Source organism: Kitasatospora fiedleri, from assembly GCF_948472415.1.
GTDB lineage: Bacteria > Actinomycetota > Actinomycetes > Streptomycetales > Streptomycetaceae > Kitasatospora > Kitasatospora fiedleri.
This window is the reverse complement of record NZ_OX419519.1, coordinates 2,526,453-2,544,930: the sequence shown is the minus strand read 5'-3', so window position 1 is coordinate 2,544,930 and position 18,478 is coordinate 2,526,453. Positions and strand designations below refer to the sequence as shown.

Annotated in this window: 12 protein-coding genes and 3 pseudogenes; 7 read left to right on the top strand and 8 right to left on the bottom strand. The window is 72.9% G+C overall.

The genetic code is table 11. The annotated features are described in order from the left end of the window. Positions 1–103: 103 nt before the first annotated feature. Positions 104–1,972: a translation elongation factor 4 gene (gene lepA / locus QMQ26_RS11880; protein WP_282205686.1), complete on the top strand. Its 1,869-nt coding sequence runs from the start codon at positions 104–106 to the stop codon at positions 1,970–1,972. Between the two features lie 141 nt (positions 1,973–2,113). On the opposite strand, the gene QMQ26_RS11875 is transcribed toward lepA, so the two are convergent. The 5 genes and pseudogenes from QMQ26_RS11875 to QMQ26_RS11855 form a co-directional block, all read right to left on the bottom strand. Continuing rightward, positions 2,114–3,184: an NAD(P)/FAD-dependent oxidoreductase gene (locus tag QMQ26_RS11875; RefSeq protein ID WP_282205685.1), complete on the bottom strand. Its 1,071-nt coding sequence runs from the start codon at positions 3,182–3,184 to the stop codon at positions 2,114–2,116. Positions 3,185–3,355: 171 nt separating this feature from the next. Next, positions 3,356–3,898, bottom strand: a complete 543-nt coding sequence (locus QMQ26_RS11870; RefSeq protein WP_282205684.1) for a sigma factor-like helix-turn-helix DNA-binding protein — start codon at positions 3,896–3,898, stop codon at positions 3,356–3,358. Then, positions 3,898–4,311 (bottom strand): sigma factor, encoded by a 414-nt coding sequence (locus QMQ26_RS11865; protein ID WP_282205683.1) that lies wholly within the window; start codon positions 4,309–4,311, stop codon positions 3,898–3,900. Before QMQ26_RS11865 ends, QMQ26_RS11870 begins: the two co-directional genes overlap by 1 nt. Before the next feature lie 130 nt (positions 4,312–4,441). Next, complete coding sequence (locus QMQ26_RS11860) at positions 4,442–6,328, bottom strand: ABC transporter ATP-binding protein (RefSeq protein ID WP_282206498.1); 1,887 nt, start codon at positions 6,326–6,328, stop codon at positions 4,442–4,444. Between the two features lie 283 nt (positions 6,329–6,611). Further along, a pseudogene (locus tag QMQ26_RS11855) lies at positions 6,612–8,344 on the bottom strand (ABC transporter ATP-binding protein). A 152-nt stretch (positions 8,345–8,496) separates the two neighbouring features. Here QMQ26_RS11855 and QMQ26_RS11850 point away from each other — a divergent pair. Together QMQ26_RS11850 and hemW are read left to right on the top strand one after the other, a co-directional pair. Further along, positions 8,497–10,261 (top strand): annotated as a pseudogene (locus QMQ26_RS11850) (AMP-dependent synthetase/ligase). 69 nt (positions 10,262–10,330) lie between these two features. Beyond that, positions 10,331–11,559, top strand: a pseudogene (gene hemW / locus QMQ26_RS11845) (radical SAM family heme chaperone HemW). Positions 11,560–11,572: 13 nt separating this feature from the next. Here hemW and QMQ26_RS11840 read toward each other — a convergent pair. Further along, positions 11,573–12,418, bottom strand: coding sequence for a DUF3097 domain-containing protein (locus QMQ26_RS11840; RefSeq protein WP_282205682.1), 846 nt, complete (start codon positions 12,416–12,418; stop codon positions 11,573–11,575). 261 nt (positions 12,419–12,679) lie between these two features. Between QMQ26_RS11840 and QMQ26_RS11835 the strand changes: the two genes are divergently transcribed. After that, complete coding sequence (locus tag QMQ26_RS11835) at positions 12,680–13,378, top strand: hypothetical protein (protein ID WP_282205681.1); 699 nt, start codon at positions 12,680–12,682, stop codon at positions 13,376–13,378. A gap of 6 nt (positions 13,379–13,384) precedes the next feature. On the opposite strand, the gene pspAB is transcribed toward QMQ26_RS11835, so the two are convergent. Both pspAB and htpX read right to left on the bottom strand, forming a co-directional pair. After that, positions 13,385–13,972: a PspA-associated protein PspAB gene (gene pspAB / locus QMQ26_RS11830; protein WP_282205680.1), complete on the bottom strand. Its 588-nt coding sequence runs from the start codon at positions 13,970–13,972 to the stop codon at positions 13,385–13,387. A gap of 100 nt (positions 13,973–14,072) precedes the next feature. Then, the gene (gene htpX / locus QMQ26_RS11825) at positions 14,073–14,993 is read right to left on the bottom strand and encodes a zinc metalloprotease HtpX (RefSeq protein WP_282205679.1); all 921 of its coding nucleotides are present in this window, start codon (positions 14,991–14,993) and stop codon (positions 14,073–14,075) included. Between the two features lie 302 nt (positions 14,994–15,295). Here htpX and hrcA point away from each other — a divergent pair, with 302 nt between their 5' ends. From hrcA to QMQ26_RS11810, 3 genes are all read left to right on the top strand, one after another. Continuing rightward, on the top strand, positions 15,296–16,369 hold the full coding sequence (hrcA, locus tag QMQ26_RS11820) for a heat-inducible transcriptional repressor HrcA (RefSeq protein ID WP_199846974.1): 1,074 nt from the start codon (positions 15,296–15,298) through the stop codon (positions 16,367–16,369). 81 nt (positions 16,370–16,450) lie between these two features. After that, positions 16,451–17,590, top strand: a complete 1,140-nt coding sequence (dnaJ, locus tag QMQ26_RS11815) for a molecular chaperone DnaJ (protein WP_100836099.1) — start codon at positions 16,451–16,453, stop codon at positions 17,588–17,590. Between the two features lie 116 nt (positions 17,591–17,706). Further along, on the top strand, positions 17,707–18,450 hold the full coding sequence (locus QMQ26_RS11810; protein WP_282205678.1) for a 16S rRNA (uracil(1498)-N(3))-methyltransferase: 744 nt from the start codon (positions 17,707–17,709) through the stop codon (positions 18,448–18,450). The last annotated feature ends 28 nt before the right edge of the window (positions 18,451–18,478 follow it).

The window sequence follows — 18,478 nt, the reverse complement described above, 5'->3', positions numbered from 1 at the left end:
GGGTGATCGTCCCGCACACCCGCTCGGCCGGGAAGGACCCGAGGGCCGTTCGGCATGGGAGGATGGACAGAACCATATTGATCGGATCAGAAATCGGACCAAGGTGCCCGCGACCCCCAGCAACGTGCCAGAGCCCAGCCGTACTGACCCGGCGGTGATCCGCAACTTCTGCATCATCGCCCACATCGACCACGGCAAGTCGACGCTCGCCGACCGGATGCTGCAGATCACCGGCGTGGTGGACCCCCGGCAGATGCGCGCCCAGTACCTCGACCGGATGGACATCGAGCGCGAGCGCGGCATCACCATCAAGTCCCAGGCCGTCCGCCTCCCGTGGGCGCCGCGGTCCGGTGAGAACGCGGGTACGACGCACATCCTCAACATGATCGACACCCCCGGCCACGTGGACTTCACGTACGAGGTGTCCCGCTCCCTCGCGGCCTGCGAGGGCACCATCCTGGTCGTCGACGCCGCCCAGGGCATCGAGGCGCAGACCCTCGCCAACCTGTACCTGGCGCTGGAGAACGACCTCACGATCATCCCCGTGCTCAACAAGATCGACCTGCCGGCCGCCCAGCCGGAGAAGTACGCCGCCGAGATCGCGCACATCATCGGCTGCGACCCGGAGGACGTGCTGAAGGTCTCCGCGAAGACCGGTCTCGGCGTGGAGGAGCTGCTCGACCACGTGGTCGAGAAGATCCCCGCCCCGGTCGGCGTCAAGGACGCCCCGGCCCGCGCGATGATCTTCGACTCGGTGTACGACTCCTACCGCGGCGTCGTCACCTACGTGCGAGTCGTGGACGGCCAGCTCACCAAGCGTGAGCGGATCGCCATGATGTCCACCGGCGCCACCCACGAGCTGCTGGAGATCGGCGTCATCTCGCCCGAGCCGAAGGTCGCCGACGGCCTCGGCGTCGGCGAGGTCGGCTACATCATCACCGGTGTGAAGGACGTCCGGCAGTCCAAGGTCGGTGACACCATCACCTCGATGCACAAGGGTGCGACCGAGGCGCTGGGCGGCTACAAGGACCCGCGCCCGATGGTGTTCTCCGGCCTCTACCCGCTGGACGGCTCGGACTACCCGCTGCTCCGCGACGCCCTGGACAAGCTGCGCCTGAACGACGCCGCGCTGGCCTACGAGCCGGAGACCTCGGTGGCGCTCGGCTTCGGCTACCGCTGCGGCTTCCTCGGCCTGCTGCACCTGGAGATCATCCGGGAGCGGCTGGAGCGCGAGTTCAACCTCGACCTGATCTCCACCGCCCCGAACGTGGTCTACCGGGTGATCATGGAGGACGGCACCGAGCACACCGTCACCAACCCGAGCGAGTTCCCCACCGGCAAGATCGCCGAGGTGTACGAGCCGGTGGTGCGCGGCACCATCCTGGCGCCCAACGAGTTCGTCGGCGCGATCATGGAGCTCTGCCAGGCCCGCCGCGGCACCCTCCAGGGCATGGACTACCTCTCCGAGGACCGCGTCGAGCTCCGCTACACGCTGCCGCTCGCCGAGATCGTCTTCGACTTCTTCGACCAGCTGAAGTCCAAGACCCGCGGCTACGCCTCGCTCGACTACGAGCCCATCGGCGAGCAGACCGCCCAGCTGGTCAAGGTCGACATCCTGCTGCACGGCGACGCGGTGGACGCGTTCTCCGCGATCGTGCACAAGGACAAGGCCTACAACTACGGCGTGATGATGGCCGGCAAGCTGCAGAAGCTCATCCCGCGCCAGCAGTTCGAGGTGCCGATCCAGGCCGCGATCGGCTCCAGGGTGATCGCCCGCGAGACGGTCCGGGCGATCCGCAAGGACGTCCTCGCCAAGTGCTACGGCGGTGACATCTCGCGCAAGCGCAAGCTGCTGGAGAAGCAGAAGGAAGGCAAGAAGCGGATGAAGATGGTCGGCCGGGTGGAGGTCCCGCAGGAGGCCTTCATCGCCGCGCTGTCGACGGACGCGGAGGCCCCGAAGGAGAAGAAGTAGCTCCGGAAGCGGGCCGATGACGGCGGGCCGGTGCTCCCTCGCACGAGGGGGTACCGGCCCGCCGCCGTTCCCGCCGCCCGCCGTGGACCCGCCGCCGTGGGCCCGCCGCCGTGGGCCTACGGCCGTCGTCGGCGCCCGGGGTCAGCGCAGCGACAGCGGCAGGCCCTTGACGATGCCCGCCTTGACCAGCCGGCCGGCCGGGCCGGTCAGCACCCGGGGCCGCATCGAGTCGTCGCCGTGGATCAGCTGCACCAGCGCCTCGCCGCGGCCCAGGCTCAGGCACTGGGTGACGTAGCGGTACGAGAACGGCTTGCCGGTGCGGCCGGTGAGCAGCTTGGCCAGGTAGCGGCCCTGCGGCATCGCGGTGGCGCAGGCCATCCGCAGTTCGCCGGTGCCGGGCAGGTCGACGGCGGCGGCGTCGCCGATCACGTGCACCTCGGGGTGCGAGAGCGAGCGCAGGTGGTCGTCCACCAGGGCGCGGCCGCGGGCGTTGACGGCCAGGCCGGCGTCGGCGGCCAGCGGGTGCGGCTCCATCGAGGCGGCCCACACCACCACGTCCGCAGGGAGGTCGTCGTCCCCGCAGCTCAGCCCGGCCGCGGTGACGGCGGTGACCCGGTGCTGCTCGTCGACCCGGACCCCGAGGCGGCCGAGCACCGCCAGGACGTGCGCCCGGCCGCGCTCCGACAGCCAGCCGCCGACCCGGTCGGCCGCGACCAGCCGGACCTGCCAGGCCGGGTACGCCTCGGCCAGCTCGGTGGCCAGTTCGATGCCGGTCGGGCCGCCGCCGACCACCGCGACGGTGCCGGGCGCGGCGGCTCCGGAGAGCCGGTGGCACAGCTCCTCGGCGCGTTCCGCCGAGTACGCGTGCTCGGCGGCGCCCGGCACCCCGCCCCAGGCGGTGCGGCTGCCGAGCGCGTACACCAGGGTGTCGTAGGCCAGCCGCCCGCCGTCCTCGGTGCGCACCTCGCGGGCGGCCAGGTCGATCGCGACGGCCCGGGTGGCCCGGTGGATGACCCCGCGGCCGCGCAGCACGTGGGCGATCTCGGGGCGGGCGACCCGGCGGCCCGCCGCGATCTCGTGCTGCCGGACGCGGTGGTGGAAGCGCTGCTCGGGGGCGACCAGGGTGACCCGGTCCGGTCCTCGGCCGATCCCGGCGGCGGCGGACAGCCCCGCGTAGCCCGCGCCGATCACCACGATGTGCTTGCCCGTCATCTCGTCCTCCTTCGGAACCCCGCCGGTGGCGGTGCTGGAAGGGGGACGGAGCGGCCCGGGCGGGTGTGACCGTGATCCCGGTCACTCCACCCGTTCCACCGGCCAAGCCCGCCCGGCCCGCTCCGTCGGCCCGGTCTGCCCGGCCCGCCCCGCCGACTCGGTCCGCTCCGCTCATTCCGCCGCGAGGTGCCCGAGCTTCTCCGGGTTGACCATCACGTACGCGGCCGTGATCAGGCCGTTCTCGACGGTGAACGCCATCACGCCGCCGACCGTGCCGGGCGCCGCGTACCAGACCGCGCCCGCCTCGCCGTTGACCACGGCCGGGACCAGCGGCTGCTCCGGGCCGATCCAGCGGGTGGTGAGCTTGCGCAGCAGCCGGGAGACGTGGAGCGCGCCGAGGACCGGGCGGCGCACCGCGTGGACGACGCCGCCGCCGTCGGCGTGCCAGACGACCTCCGGGTCGAGCAGCGCCACCAGCGCGGCCAGGTCGCCGCCGGTGGCCGCGGCGGTGAACGCCGTCACCACCCGGTGGTGCTCGGCCGGGTCGACCGGGCCGCGCCGGCCGCCGTCCCGGACCCGGCGGCGGGCCCGGGAGGCGAGCTGCCGGGCGGCCTCGGGGGAGCGGTCGAGGGCCGGGGCGATCTCGTCGAAGCCGACCGCGAACACGTCGTGCAGCACGAACGCCGCCCGCTCGGCCGGGGACAGCTGCTCCATCACCGCGAGCATCGCCACCGACACCGCCTCGCCCAGCTCGGCCCGTTCGGCGGGGAGTCCGCCGCGGTCAGCACCGGCTCCGGCAGCCACTCGCCGACGTACGCCTCCCGGCGGGCCCGGGCCGAGCCCAGCTGGTCGTAGCAGAGCCGGGTCACCACGGTGGTCAGGTACGCGCGCGGGTCCGCGACGTCCGACCGGTCGGCGGACTGCCAGCGCAGCCAGGCGTCCTGGAGCACGTCCTCGGCGTCGGTGACCGAGCCCAGCAGCCGGTAGGCCACCGCGCCCAGGTAGCGGCGCTCGGCCTGGAAGGCATCCACCGGACCGGCCGGGGACGGCCCGGCGGCGGAGGCGGGAGAGGCGGCGGAGGCGGCGGGGGTGTCGGCGGTCGGGTGCGCGGCGGTCGGTTCGGACACCCGACCACGGTAGCGCGCCCGACGGCGGCCGCCGCGGCCCGGTGCTGACCCCCCGTCAGGGGCGCGCGGACGCGCCGGGGGGAGGCCCGCGCGGTGCGGACCTCCCCCCGGCACGGCGGGTGGTGCGGGGTCAGTCGACCTCGGCCACCGCCTGGGCGAACTGGGCCTGGTAGAGGCGCGCGTAGGCGCCGTCGGCGGCGATCAGCTCGTCGTGGGTGCCCTGTTCGACGATCGAGCCGTTCTCCATCACCAGGATCACGTCGGCGTCCCGGATGGTGGAGAGCCGGTGGGCGATCACGAAACTGGTGCGGCCGGTGCGCAGTTCGGCCATGGCGCGCTGGATCAGCACCTCGGTGCGGGTGTCGACGGAGCTCGTGGCCTCGTCGAGGACCAGGATCGAGGGCTGGGCGAGGAAGGCCCGGGCGATGGTGATCAGCTGCTTCTCGCCCGCGCTGACGCCGGCGCCCTCGTCGTCCAGGACGGTGTCGTAGCCCTCGGGCAGGGTCCGTACGAAGCGGTCCACGTGCGCGGCCCGCGCGGCCGCGACCACCTGTTCGCGGGTGGCGCTCTCGGCGCCGTAGGCGATGTTCTCGGCGATGGTGCCGCCGAACAGCCAGGTGTCCTGGAGGACCATGCCGATGCCGGAGCGCAGCTCCTCGCGGGACATCGCGGCGATGTCCACCCCGTCCAGGGTGATCCGTCCGCCGCTGACCTCGTAGAACCGCATCAGCAGGTTGACCATGGTGGTCTTGCCCGCGCCGGTCGGGCCGACGATGGCCACCGTGTGGCCGGGCTCGACCTTCAGGGACAGGCCCTCGATGAGCGGCTTGTCGGGGTCGTAGCGGAAGGAGACGTCCTCGAACGCGACCCGGCCGTGCACCTCGGCGGGGCGCTCGGGGTGCCGGGGCTCGGGGGACTGCTCCTCGGCGTCCAGCAGTTCGAAGACCCGCTCGGCGGAGGCGACGCCGGACTGCACCAGGTTGGCCATCGAGGCGACCTGGCTGAGCGGCTGGCTGAACTGGCGGGAGTACTGGATGAACGCCTGCACGTCGCCGATCGACAGCGCGCCGCTCGCCACCCGCAGACCGCCGACCACCGCGACCAGCACGTAGTTGATGTTGCCGACCAGCATCATCGCGGGCTGGATGATCCCCGAGATGAACTGCGCCCGGAAGGACGCCTCGTAGAGCGCCCGGTTCTCCCGGTCGAAGAGCTCCGCGGCCTCCTTCTGGCGGCCGAAGACCTTCACCAGGCTGTGCCCGGTGAACATCTCCTCGATGTGCGCGTTGAGCTTGCCGGTGGAGCCCCACTGCTTGATGAACTGCGGCTGGGCGCGCTTGCCGACCTTGGTGGCGACGACCACCGAGACCGGCACCGAGACCAGCGCGATCACCGCCAGCAGCGGCGAGATCCAGAACATCATCGCCAGCACGCCGACGATGGTCAGCAGCGAGTTCACCACCTGGCCCATGGTCTGCTGCATGGACTGGTTGATGTTGTCGATGTCGTTGGTGACCCGGCTGAGCACCTCGCCGCGCGACTGCCGGTCGAAGTAGCTGAGCGGCAGCCGGGACAGCTTCGCCTCGACCTCCTCGCGCACCGTGCCGAGCGCGGCCAGCCGGCCCTGGAGCCGGCCGAGCACGAACAGGACGGCGGCCAGGTAGATGCCCAGCACCCAGAGCAGGACGGTGCCGATGGTGTCGAAGTCCATGCCCCGGCCGGGCGTGAAGTCGACGGTGGCGAGCAGGTCGGCGACGTTGCCCTCGCCCCGGGCGCGCAGTCCGTCCAGGACGGCCTGCTTGTCCGGCGCGCCGGCGAAGCGCGGCCCGGTGGCCCCGGCCACGATCAGGTCGGTCGCCTTGCCGAGCACCCGGGGGCCGACCACCTGGCAGCCGATGGAGAGCACGCCCAGGCCGAGCACGGTGAACAGCAGCTTGCGCTGGGGGCCGAGCAGGGCGAGCAGGCGCTTCGCGGAGCCGCCGAAGTCCTTCGACTTCTCGGTGCCCTGCGCGCCCATGAACCGGCCGGGTCCGCCGCTGCCGCGCCGGGCCGCCGCCTCCTGCGAACCGGAGGGCACCTCGGCGGGGCCCCGGACGCCTCGGACGTCTCGGACGCCGCCGAGGTCCCGGCCGTCCCGGTCTTGGTCAGGTCCGGCCCGCCGGAAGCCCGCGCGGCCTCCGGGGTGCCCCGGCCCTGACGCGCGGGGGTCTCCGGGCCTACCGGCGTCTCCGGGGTTCCCGGGTTCCCGCCGTTCTCGGGGTTCTCGGGGTTCCAGGAGTTCCCGTGGTTCTCGGGGCTGGTCACGCCGCCTCCTGCTCGGTGAGCTGGGAGAGCACGATCTCCCGGTACGTCGGGTTGTCGGCCATCAGCTCCTGGTGGGTGCCGGTGCCGACGACGGCGCCCTCGTCGAGGACGACGATCCGGTCGGCGTCGCGGATGGTGGAGACCCGCTGGGCGACGATCACCACGGTGGCGTCCCCGGTCTCCCGGGCGAGCGCGGCGCGCAGCCGGGCGTCGGTGGCGTAGTCGAGGGCCGAGAAGGAGTCGTCGAACAGGTAGACCTCGGGCCTGCGGACCAGCGCGCGGGCGATCGCCAGGCGCTGGCGCTGGCCGCCGGAGACGTTGGTGCCGCCCTGGGCGATCGGGGCGTCCAGGCCCTCGGGGAGCTTCCGGACGAAGTCCGCGGCCTGCGCGGTCTCCAGCGCCTGCCAGAGCTCCTCATCGGTGGCCTCGGGCTTGCCGTAGCGCAGGTTGGAGGCGACGGTGCCGGAGAACAGGTACGGCTTCTGCGGGACGAGGCCGATGATCTCGGACAGCTTCCGCGGTCGAGCTCGCGCACGTCCACACCGTCGATCAGGACGGTGCCGCCGGTGGCGTCGAACAGCCGGGGGACGAGTCCGAGCAGGGTGGTCTTGCCGGAGCCGGTGGAGCCGATGACGGCGGTGGTCTCGCCGGCCCGGGCGGTCAGGTCGATGCCGCGCAGCACCGGGACCTCGGCGCCCGGGTAGCGGAAGTCGACGCCGCGCAGCTCCAGGGTGCCGCGGGCGTGCAGCTCGGTGACCGGCCGCAGCGGCGGGACGACGCTGGACTCGGTGTCCAGCACCTCCTGGATGCGCTCGGCGCAGACCTCGGCGCGCGGCACCATCATGAACATGAAGGTGGCCATCATGACGCTCATCAGGATCTGCATCAGGTAGGAGAGGAACGCGGTGAGCGCGCCGATCTGCATGCCGCCGCTCTGGATGCGGTGCGCGCCGAACCAGAAGACGGCGACGCTGGAGACGTTCACCACGCCCATCACGATCGGGAACATCAGCGACATCAGCCGGCCGACCCGCAGCGAGTAGTCGGCGAGTTCGCCGTTGGCGCCGCTGAAGCGGGCCCGCTCGTGGTCGTCCTTGACGAAGGCCCGGATGACCCGGATGCCGGTGATCTGCTCGCGCATGATCCGGTTGACCGCGTCGATCCGGGTCTGCATGCCGCGGAACTGCGGCCGCATCTTGCCGACCAGCACCGTGACCACCGCGCCGAGCAGCGGGACCACGGCGAGCAGCAGGCCGGACAGCGGCACGTCCTGGTTCAGCGCCATGACCACGCCGCCGACGCACATGATCGGCGCGGCGACCATCAGGGTGAAGGTCATCAGCGCCAACATCTGCACCTGCTGGACGTCGTTGGTGGTGCGGGTGATCAGCGAGGGCGCGCCGAACTGGTTGAGCTCGCGGGCGGAGAAGTCCTGCACCCGGGAGAACACCGCGGCGCGGACGTCCCGGCCGACGGACATGGCGGTGCGCGCGCCGTAGTAGACCGCGCCGATCGAGCAGGCGGCCTGGGCCAGCGACACGCCGACCATGACCGCGCCGACCCGCAGGATGTAGCCGGTGTCGCCCTTGAGCACGCCGCTGTCGATGATGTCCGCGTTCAGCGTCGGCAGGTAGAGCATGCCGATGGTGGACACCAGCTGGAGCAGCACCAGCAGGGTGATGTCCCGGGAGTAGGGGCCCAGATGGGCGCGTAGGAGTCTGAAAAGCACCGTGACACTCTCGTCTGCGGAGGGGATGGGCGCATCCCGATTTCGGGTACTGGGGAGAAAGCTTCACGTTCGGGCAGCTGCTGCACTGCCGACCTGGGAGTGTGCCAGCTCACGTCACCCCCTTACGGATCGGCTTTCCACCCCCTAGGCTGCTGGTGCCCTTTGTTACTGCCGAAGTGGGTTCGCTGACCGGGCGGGCGCCCGCGGTCACCGCGGTCGCGGCCGGCCTGATGGCGCTGGGCACCGCGCGAGGACCGGGTGGCGATCGCCTCGGCGACCAGGATCGAGTGGATCCTCGCCGACCTCGGCAACATGTGCGCCGGCGCGGCCACCACCACCGTCTACCCGAGCACCAACTCCGACGAGACCGCGTTCATCCTGGCCGACTCCGGCAGCCGCGCGCTGTTCGCCGAGGACGAGGGCCAGCTGCGCAAGGCCGCCGAGCAGAAGGACGCGCTGCCCGAGCTGGAGTGGGTGGTCCTGTTCGAGGCCCCCGCCGACGGCGTCCCGCAGGCCGAGGGTCTGACCGTGCTCACCCTCGCCGAGCTGGAGGAGCGCGGCACCGCCTACCTGGCCGAGCACCCCGACGCGGTGGAGAAGGCCGTCGACTCGCTCGACAAGGAGCAGCTCGCCACCCTGATCTACACCTCCGGCACCACCGGCCGCCCCAAGGGCGTGCGCCTGGTGCACGACTGCTGGGCCTACGAGGGCGTGGCGCAGGAGGAGAGCGGGCTGCTGCGCGCGGACGACGTGCAGTTCATGTGGCTGCCGCTGTCGCACGTGTTCGGCAAGACGCTGATCTCCGGCCAGATCGCCACCGGCCACGTGATGGCGGTGGACGGCCGGGTGGACCGGATCATCCACAACCTGCCGGTGATCCGCCCGACCCTGATGGCCTCCGCGCCGCGGATCTTCGAGAAGGTCTACAACGGCATCGCGGGCCGGGCCCGGGCCGAGGGCGGCGCCAAGTACAAGATCTTCCTGTGGGCGGCCGGGACGGCCCGCGAGTACGCGCAGACCGTCCAGGCCGCCCAGGTCGCCACCGGGCGGGAGAGCGCCCCGCTGGGCCTGCGGCTGCGGCACTCGCTGGCCGACCGGCTGGTGTACACCAAGATCCGGGCCGCGTTCGGCGGCCGGCTGCGCGGCGCGGTGTCGGGCAGCGCGGCCCTGGCGCCGGAGATCGGCTACTTCTTCAAGGGCGCGGGCGTCCCGGTGCTGGAGGGCTACGGCCTGACCGAGACCTCGGCCGGCTCCACGGTCAACCGGGCCGAGGACTTCCGGGTCGGCACCGTCGGCCTGCCGCTGCCCGGCACCGAGGTGCGGATCGCCGAGGACGGCGAGATCCTGCTGCGCGGCCCGGGCGTCATGCGCGGCTACCACCGGATGCCCGAGCAGACCGCCGAGGTGCTGGAGCCGGACGGCTGGTTCCACACCGGCGACATCGGCGAGCTCGGCGAGGGCGGCTACCTGCGGATCACCGACCGCAAGAAGGACATGTTCAAGACCTCCGGCGGCAAGTACGTCGCGCCCAGCGAGGTCGAGGGCAAGTTCAAGGCGATCTGCCCGTTCGTCAGCAACATCCTGGTGATCGGCAACGGCCGCAACTACTGCACCGCGCTGATCGGCCTGGACGAGACGGTGATCATGCCGTGGGCCGCCGAGCACGGCCTGGCCGGCAAGCCGTACGCCGAGGTGGTCGCCGACCCGGCCACCGTCGAGCTGATCGACGGCTTCGTCAAGCGCCTCAACGGCGAGCTCCAGCGCTGGCAGACGATCAAGAAGTTCGCGCTGCTCCCGCGCGACCTGGACATCGAGCACGGCGAGCTCACCCCGAGCCTGAAGATCAAGCGCCCGGTGGTCGAGCGGACGTACGCCGACGAGGTCAGCGCGATGTACGCGGGCACCAACGAGGCCTGAGCCCCGCCCGTCCGGTACGGCCGGCGGACCCTTTTCGGGTTTCGCCGGCCGCTACCGGACAATGGACGCATGCCCTCCGCACTCCCCGACGGCGAACCGGTGCCGTCCGACGGCTCGCTGCCCGCCCACGCCCTGCACGGACTCGGCGAGCGGCCGTTCGGCTTCTACCTGCACGTGCCGTACTGCGCCAGCCGCTGCGGCTACTGCGACTTCAACACCTACACCGCCACCGAACTGCGCTCCTCCGGCGCGGTCGCCTCGCAGGAGACCTACGCGGACAACGTGATCGCCGAGATCCGGCAGGCCCGCCGGGTCCTCGGCGACACCGAGCTGCCGGTCGAGACGGTCTTCCTCGGCGGCGGCACCCCGACCCTGCTGCCCGCCCGCGACCTGGTGCGGATGCTGGCCGCGCTGCGCGAGGAGTTCGGCCTCGCCCCCGGCGCGGAGGTCACCACCGAGGCCAACCCGGAGTCCGTCGACCCGGCCTACCTGGCCGAACTGCGCGCGGGCGGCTACAACCGGATCTCCTTCGGCATGCAGAGCGCCCGCCCGCACGTGCTCGCCCTGCTCGACCGCCACCACACCCCGCGGCCGCCCCGAGGCCTGCGTCGCCGAGGCCCGCGCGGCCGGCTTCGACCACGTCAACCTGGACCTGATCTACGGCACCCCCGGCGAGTCCGACCGGGACTGGCAGGCCTCGCTGGACGCGGCGATCGGCGCCGGCCCGGACCACGTCTCCGCGTACTCGCTGATCGTCGAGGACGGCACCCGCCTCGCCGCCCGGGTCAAGCGCGGCGAACTGTCGATGATCGACGACGACGTGCACGCCGACCGCTACCTGATGGCCGACCGGGCGCTGACCGCCGCCGGGTACGCCTGGTACGAGGTCTCCAACTGGGCCACCACCCCGAGGGCCGCTGCCGCCACAACGAGCTGTACTGGACCGGCGCCGACTGGTGGGGCGCCGGCCCCGGCGCGCACAGCCACGTCGGCGGCGTCCGCTGGTGGAACGCCAAGCACCCCGCCGCGTACGCCCAGGCCCTCGCCGAGGGCGCACCCCCGCCCTCGGCCGCGAGGTGCTGGCCGACGAGGACCGCCGGGTCGAGCGCATCCTGCTCGAACTGCGCCTCGCCGAGGGCTGCCCGCTCGACCTGCTCACCCCCGACGGCCGGGCCGCCGCCGACCGGGCCCTCGCCGACGGCCTGCTGGAGCCCGCCCCGTACGCGGCGGGCCGGGCCGCGCTGACCCTGCGCGGGCGGCTGTTGGCGGACGGGGTGGTCCGCGACCTGGTCGACTGACCCGGTCCGGGGCTCAGGCCCCGGCGCTGCCCGGCAGCGTGACGAAGTCGATCAACTCCTCGACCCGGCCGAGCAGTTCCGGCTCCAGGTCCTTCCAGCCGTCGACCGAGGCGAGGATGCGTTTCCAGGCGGCGGGGGTGTCCACCGGCCAGCCCAGCCGGCGGCAGACGCCCTCCTTCCACACCTCGCCGCGCGGCACCTCCGGCCAGGCCGCGAAGCCCAGCCCGGCGGGTTTCACGGCCTGCCAGATGTCGACGTAGGGGTGGCCGACCACCAGGACGTGCTCGCCGGTCACCCGGGCGGCGATCCGGTGCTCCTTGGTGCCGGGCAGCAGGTGGTCGACCAGCACGCCCAGCCGCCGGCCCGGGCTGGGCGCGAACGCCTCGACGACGGCGGGCAGGTCGTCCACGCCCTCCAGGTACTCCACCACCACGCCCTCGACCCGCAGGTCGTCGCCCCAGACCCGTTCGACCAGCTCGGCGTCGTGCCGGCCCTCGACGTAGATCCGCGACTCGCGGGCCACCCGGGCCCGCGCCCCCGGCACCGCGACCGAACCGGACGCCGTGCGCCCCGGACCGCGCGGCGCGGCCGGCGCCGCCGCGGCGGGCCGCACCAGCGTCACCACCCGCCCCTCCAGCAGGAACCCGCGCGGCACCAGCGGGAACACCCGGTGCTTGCCGAACCGGTCCTCCAGCGTGACGGTGAACCCCTCGGCCGTCCGCTCGCAGCGCACTACCGCCCCGCAGAACCCGGTCGCCGCCTCCTCCACCACCAGGTCCCGCTCCGCCGCCACCTCCGGCGCGGGCTGCTGCCGCTTCCACGGCGGGGTCAGATCCGGCCCGTACTCCCTGCTCCGCATGGATCGCAGTCTACGAAACGCCGGTCGGCCCGACGTCGCGTCAGCACGGGTGCGGGGGCGGCGGTGGCGAGGACGTCGGCGGGCGAAGGTGCGGGCCCGGCCCCCGGCGCCGTCGAGGTGGGCGGCCGTGGTGTCGCCGAGGTGGAACCGGCGCGGTCCGGTCGGTCACGGGTGCCACCCAGGGAGCGGGAGGCCGCCACCGGTGTGGGATATTGCCCGACGATCACACTCCGATGATCACGCAGGAGCGGGGGCGGAACGATGAACGGGCGCCGGCCGGTGGCGGCGGTCGCCGCAGTGCTGCTGCTGGGCGGGACGGCCTGTACGGCCGACGGCTCGAAGAAGGCTGATCCGGCGCCGCCGTCGCTGCGCGCGGGCCTGCTGACGGCGGACCTGCTGCCGAAGGGCTTCACCCTGAACACCTCGGAGGTGGAGTCGACCACCACCCGCGCGCCGCGCGCCGCCTCCACCTACGTGCCGAACACCGAGCCGCTGGAGTCGATGCCCTGCTCCGAGCTGGGCATCACGTCCTTCCTGACCACGCACGCCAAGCCGTTGGAGGACGTCGCGGTGGGCCTGGAGCGCCAACCCGTCGGCGACGACGACTTCGGCTGGGGCGGGCAGGAGGTGCTCGACCGCTACCCGTTCGGACGGGCGGCCGCCGCCCTGGACGCGGTTCGTGCGGCGGTCGGACGCTGCGCGGACTTCAGCACGGTGCTGGTGGACGGCTCGGTGTTGCAGGAGAGCGCGACCGCGATCCAGGTCGGCGACAGCCTGCGGGTGCGGATCACCTCGATGCCGCCGCCCGACGGCGTCCACCCGTGGGTCGACGAGACCGCGTTCGTCCGGTTCGGCGACGTGGTCCTGACGGTGCAGCAGGCCGGCACCGACCGGCCGACCGACGACCTGCAGACCGTTCTGGACGCCGCCGTGCAGGCGTACCGGGCCCGGGCGCACTGACGGGGGTCAGTCCGCCAGGCCCGGCGCGCCCCAGACCGGGAACCAGCGGGAGAGGTCCGGCTCGATCCGCAGGTCGTCGCGGAGCAGGTGGGAGACCTCGATCTCCAGCGGGTTGTCCCGCTTCTCCTGCCCGGCGACCTTGCACATCGGGTAGAAGGTGCCGCGCTTGTACAGGTACACCAGGGCCAGCGAGCGGCCCTCGGCGTCCCGGAAGGCGACCAGCGAGCAGAGCAGCTGCGGCCCGAAGCCGTTGGCCTCCAGCTCGCTGTTGACCGCGTGCAGGTCGTTGACCAGGTCGGGCAGCTCCTCGGGGGTGTGCCGGGAGAGCAGCCAGGAGTACCCGTACCCGTCCCGGGACGCCTCGACGGGGACGCCGCCGCGCCCGGTGTCCGCGTCCAGCAGCGCCCGCACCTGCTGCTGCACCTCGGTGAAGGCCGCGCCCTCGACCGCGGCGAAGCAGACCGAGCCCAGGCCGGTCGGGAGGAACCCCTTGGCGGCCTGCAGGGTCAGCGCCGCCGACGGGATGCCGAACAGCTGGTCGAGGTCGGGCTTCACCGGCTTGGTCCGGCCGAACAGGGCGTCCAGGAATCCCACGCCGCGAGCTCCTTCTTCGGTGACTTGGAGTGACTTCGAGTGACTTCGGTGATTTCCGTGACTGCGGTGGCCGAGGTGGGTGGCTCCGGCGGGGGCGGGCTCAGTGCCCGAGCTCGTCGGAGACCTTCCGCAGCTGGGCGAGGCGCTGCTCCAGCGAGGGGTGGGTGGAGAGCAGCTGGGAGGCGGTCTCCCTGGCGCTCAGCGCCGGGGCGAAGTAGAAGGCGTTGTACGGCTGGGCCTTGCGCAGGTCCTTGGTCGGGATGGCGCCGATCTGCCCGGTCACCTTGGTCAGCGCCGAGGCCAGCGCGGCGGGCCGGCCGGTCAGCTGGGCGGCGGCCCGGTCGGCGGCCAGCTCGCGGTAGCGGGACAGCAGCCTGGTGAGCAGGAAGCTGATCGCGTAGACCACCATCGAGGCCAGCGGGATCAGCACCATGGCGATCGCCGCGTTCTGGTCGTTGCTGTTGCGGTTGCCGCCGCCCATCATGCCGCCGTACAGGGCGATCCTGGTCATCGCGCCGGCCAGCACGCCGAGGAACCCGGCCACCGTCATCACCGCGACGTCCCGGTGCGCGACGTGCGACAGCTCGTGGGCCAGTACGCCCTCCAGTTCCTCCGGCTCCAGCCGGCGCAGCAGGCCGGTGGTCACGCAGATCACCGCGTTCTGCGGGTTGCGGCCGGTGGCGAAGGCGTTGGGCATGTCGTTGTCGGCGACCGCGACCCGCGGCTTGGGCATGTCGGCCAGCGCGCACAGCCGGTCGACCGCGCCGTGCAGCTGCGGGTACTGCTCGGGGGTGACCTGGTGGGCGCCCATCGCCCGTTCGGTGATCTTGTCGGAGAACCAGAACTGCGCGACGAACAGGCCGCCGGAGATCAGCACCACCAGCGGCCAGGCGCCGCGCAGCAGCACGATCAGCAGGCCGGTGAAGCCGACGTAGACCAGCCCGATCAGGAACATGGTGGTGACCATCCGGCCGGTCAGCCCGCGGTCGGGGGTGAACCTGGAGTGCTGTGGCACCGACATCGCTGCTCCTCCTCGTGCCTCGCGCGGTGCCGGACCGCGCTGCCGCGCCGTCCGCCCCGCTCGCCTTCGATGCTGCCACCGGGCGGCCCCGCGGGCACCATCCGAAACGATGGGAATTCGGTGGGAAAGCGACACGTCCCGGGCGCGTCGCCGGTCCTTCGGTCGAGGATCACGGGGGCGGACCGTTCCTGCCGTCAGGCCCGGGCCGTACACTGGCAGGTACGGTCCTGGCACTCTGACCAGTGGAGTGCCAAGCCGGGTCAGACACCGGGTCAACGGACGACGACGGAGGTGCGTGCCCCATGCCGGACGACGGCAAGCCCGACGGCCGACTGATCGACACGCGCCCGACCGCCCGTCCGCTCGACGAGCGGCGCCTCGCGGTGCTCCGGGCGATCGTCCAGGACTACGTGGGCACCGAGGAGCCGGTCGGCTCCAAGGCCCTGGTGGAGCGGCACAACCTCGGCGTCTCCCCGGCCACGGTCCGCAACGACATGTCCGCGCTGGAGGACGACGGGTACATCCACCAGCCGCACACCAGCGCGGGCCGGATCCCCACCGACAAGGGCTACCGGCTCTTCGTCGACCGGCTCGCCGAGGTCAAGCCGATGACCGCCCCCGAGCGCCGGGCGATCCGGCACTTCCTGGAGGGCGCGGTCGACCTGGACGACGTGGTGGCCCGGACGGTGCGGCTGCTCGCCCAGCTCACCCGGCAGGTCGCGGTGGTCCAGTACCCGTCGCTGACCCGCTCCACCGTGCGGCACATCGAACTGGTGTCGCTCACCCCGACCAAGCTGATGCTGGTGCTGATCACCAACACCGGCCGGGTCGAACAGCGCATGGCCGACTGCCCGGCCCCGGTCGGCGAGGCCCTGCTCGGCGACCTGCGGGCCAGGCTCAACGGCATGGCGGGCGGCTGCCGGCTGCCCGAGGTGCCGACCGTCCTGGAGGACCTGCCGGCGAGCTTCGAGCCCGCCGACCGGCCCGCCGTCAGCACCGTGCTGACGGTCCTGTTCGAGGCGCTGGCCGAACAGAACGAGGAACGGATCATGCTGGCGGGCACCGCCAACCTGACGCGTTTCGGCCATGACTTCCCGCTCACCATCCGGCCGGTCCTGGAGGCGCTGGAGGAGCAGGTGGTGCTGTTGCGCCTGCTGGGCGAGACGGCGGACTCGGCGATGACGGTCCGGATCGGCCACGAGATCGCGCACGAGGGGCTCAATTCCACGTCGGTGGTCTCGGTCGGTTACGGTTCGGGCGACCAGAGCGTGGCAAAGCTGGGAGTGATCGGTCCGACCCGGATGGATTACCCGGGCACAATGGGGGCGGTGCGCGCGGTGGCACGGTACGTCGGCCAGATCCTGGCGGAGTCGTAACGGCGCGGCCGCAGCGGAACGGCGCAACAAGCAGCGTGCTGTCGCAGGCACTTCTAGAGGCGGAACAAACCGGAGCATTTGGTGGCCACGGACTACTACGCGGTACTCGGCGTCCGACGCGACGCGGGGCAGGACGAGATCAAGAAGGCGTTCCGGCGCCTCGCCCGTGAACTGCACCCGGACGTCAACCCGGACCCGAAGACGCAGGAGCGGTTCAAGGAGATCAACGCCGCCTACGAGGTGCTCTCCGACCCGCAGAAGCGTCAGGTCTACGACCTCGGCGGCGACCCGCTGTCGCCGAACGGCGGCGGCGCGGGCGGCTTCGGCGCGGGCGCGGCCGGGTTCGGCTTCTCCGACATCATGGACGCCTTCTTCGGCGCCGCGACCGGCCAGCGCGGCCCCCGTTCGCGCACCCGCCGCGGCCAGGACGCCATGATCCGGCTGGAGATCACCCTGGAGGAGGCCGCGTTCGGCACCACCAAGGAACTCCAGGTCGACACCGCCGTCACCTGCACCACCTGCAACGGCGAGGGCGCCGCGCCCGGCACCTCCGCGCAGACCTGCGACATGTGCCGCGGCAAGGGCGAGGTCTCCCAGGTCACCCGGTCCTTCCTGGGCCAGGTCATGACCTCCCGCCCCTGCCCGCAGTGCCAGGGCTTCGGCACCGTCGTCCCCACCCCGTGCCCCGAGTGCGCCGGCGACGGCCGGGTCCGCGCCCGCCGCACCCTCACGGTCAAGATCCCGGCCGGTGTCGACAACGGCACCCGCATCCAGCTGGCCGGGGAGGGCGAGGTCGGCCCCGGCGGCGGCCCCGCCGGCGACCTGTACGTGGAGATCGCCGAGACCAGCCACCCGACCTTCCAGCGGCGCGGCGACGACCTGCACTGCACCGTCACCATCCCGATGACCGCCGCGTCGCTCGGCACCCAGGTGCCGCTGCAGACCCTGGACGGCCTGGAGGAGGTCGACATCCGGCCCGGCACCCAGTCCGGCCAGTCGATCCCGCTGCACGGCCGCGGCATCACCCACCTGCGCGGCGGCGGCCGGGGTGACCTGATAGTGCACGTCGAGGTGCAGACGCCCACCAAGCTCGACCCGGAGCAGGAGGACCTGCTGCGGCGGCTCGCCCTGCTGCGCGGCGAGGAGCGTCCGTCCGGGCAGTTCGCGCCCGGCCAGCAGGGCCTGTTCTCCCGGTTGAAGGACGCCTTCAACGGCCGGTGAGACCCGCCCCTCCCGCACCGGAGGGGCCTCCCGGGCCGGGAGCGGCGAGGTCGAGGACCTCGCCGCTCCCGGCCCGTTCCGCCGGACGACCCACTGCTGAGAGGGCTGCTGTACCGATGACCGCACCGGTGTTCGTCGTCGACGACCTGACCGGGGCCGCCCCCGGCGCCACCGTCCGGCTGGACGGCCCCGAGGGCCGGCACGCCGTCGCCGTCAAGCGCCTGGAGCCCGGCGAGGTGCTCACCCTCGCCGACGGGCGCGGCCGCGGCGCGGACGGCACCGTCGCCGCGCTGCACGGCAAGGACGCCCTCGACGTCCTGGTCACCGCCGTCCGCGACGAGCCCGCCCCCGCGCCCCGGATCACCGTCGTCCAGGCGCTGCCCAAGGGCGACCGCGGCGAGCTCGCCGTCGAGACCATGACCGAGGCCGGCGTCGACGCGGTCGTGCCCTGGGCCGCCGCCCGCTGCATCACCCAGTGGAAGGGCGAGCGCGGCGCCAAGGCGCTCGCCAAGTGGCGGGCCACCGCCCGCGAGGCCGGCAAGCAGTCGCGCCGGCTGCGCTTCCCCGAGGTCGGCGACCCGGTGACCACCCGGCAGCTGCTGCCGCTGCTCGCCGCCGCGGACTTCGCGGCCGTCCTGCACGAGGAGGGCGCGCTGCCGCTCGCCACCGCGCAGCTCCCGGCCGGGGGCGAGATCGTCCTGGTGGTCGGACCCGAGGGGGGCGTCTCCCCGGACGAGCTCGCCGCCTTCGCCGAGGCCGGCGCCGCGCCGTACCGGCTGGGCCCCTCCGTGCTGCGCACCTCCACGGCGGGCGTCGCCGCCGGCTCCCTGCTGCTCGGCCGCACCGGCCGCTGGGGGTAGACCCGTTCCCTCGGACCCGGCGCCGGGA

Bases quoted from the DNA above. Each gene is read 5' to 3' on its own strand.
- hrcA (WP_199846974.1), top strand. From the start codon at position 15,296: ATGCCGGACGACGGCAAGCCCGACGGCCGACTGATCGACACGCGCCCG.
- QMQ26_RS11875 (WP_282205685.1), bottom strand. From the start codon at position 3,184: ATGACGGGCAAGCACATCGTGGTGATCGGCGCGGGCTACGCGGGGCTG.
- QMQ26_RS11835 (WP_282205681.1), top strand. From the start codon at position 12,680: ATGAACGGGCGCCGGCCGGTGGCGGCGGTCGCCGCAGTGCTGCTGCTG.
- QMQ26_RS11840 (WP_282205682.1), bottom strand. From the start codon at position 12,418: ATGCGGAGCAGGGAGTACGGGCCGGATCTGACCCCGCCGTGGAAGCGG.
- QMQ26_RS11870 (WP_282205684.1), bottom strand. From the start codon at position 3,898: ATGGAGCAGCTGTCCCCGGCCGAGCGGGCGGCGTTCGTGCTGCACGAC.
- htpX (WP_282205679.1), bottom strand. From the start codon at position 14,993: ATGTCGGTGCCACAGCACTCCAGGTTCACCCCCGACCGCGGGCTGACC.
- QMQ26_RS11810 (WP_282205678.1), top strand. From the start codon at position 17,707: ATGACCGCACCGGTGTTCGTCGTCGACGACCTGACCGGGGCCGCCCCC.
- QMQ26_RS11860 (WP_282206498.1), bottom strand. From the start codon at position 6,328: ATGGGCGCGCAGGGCACCGAGAAGTCGAAGGACTTCGGCGGCTCCGCG.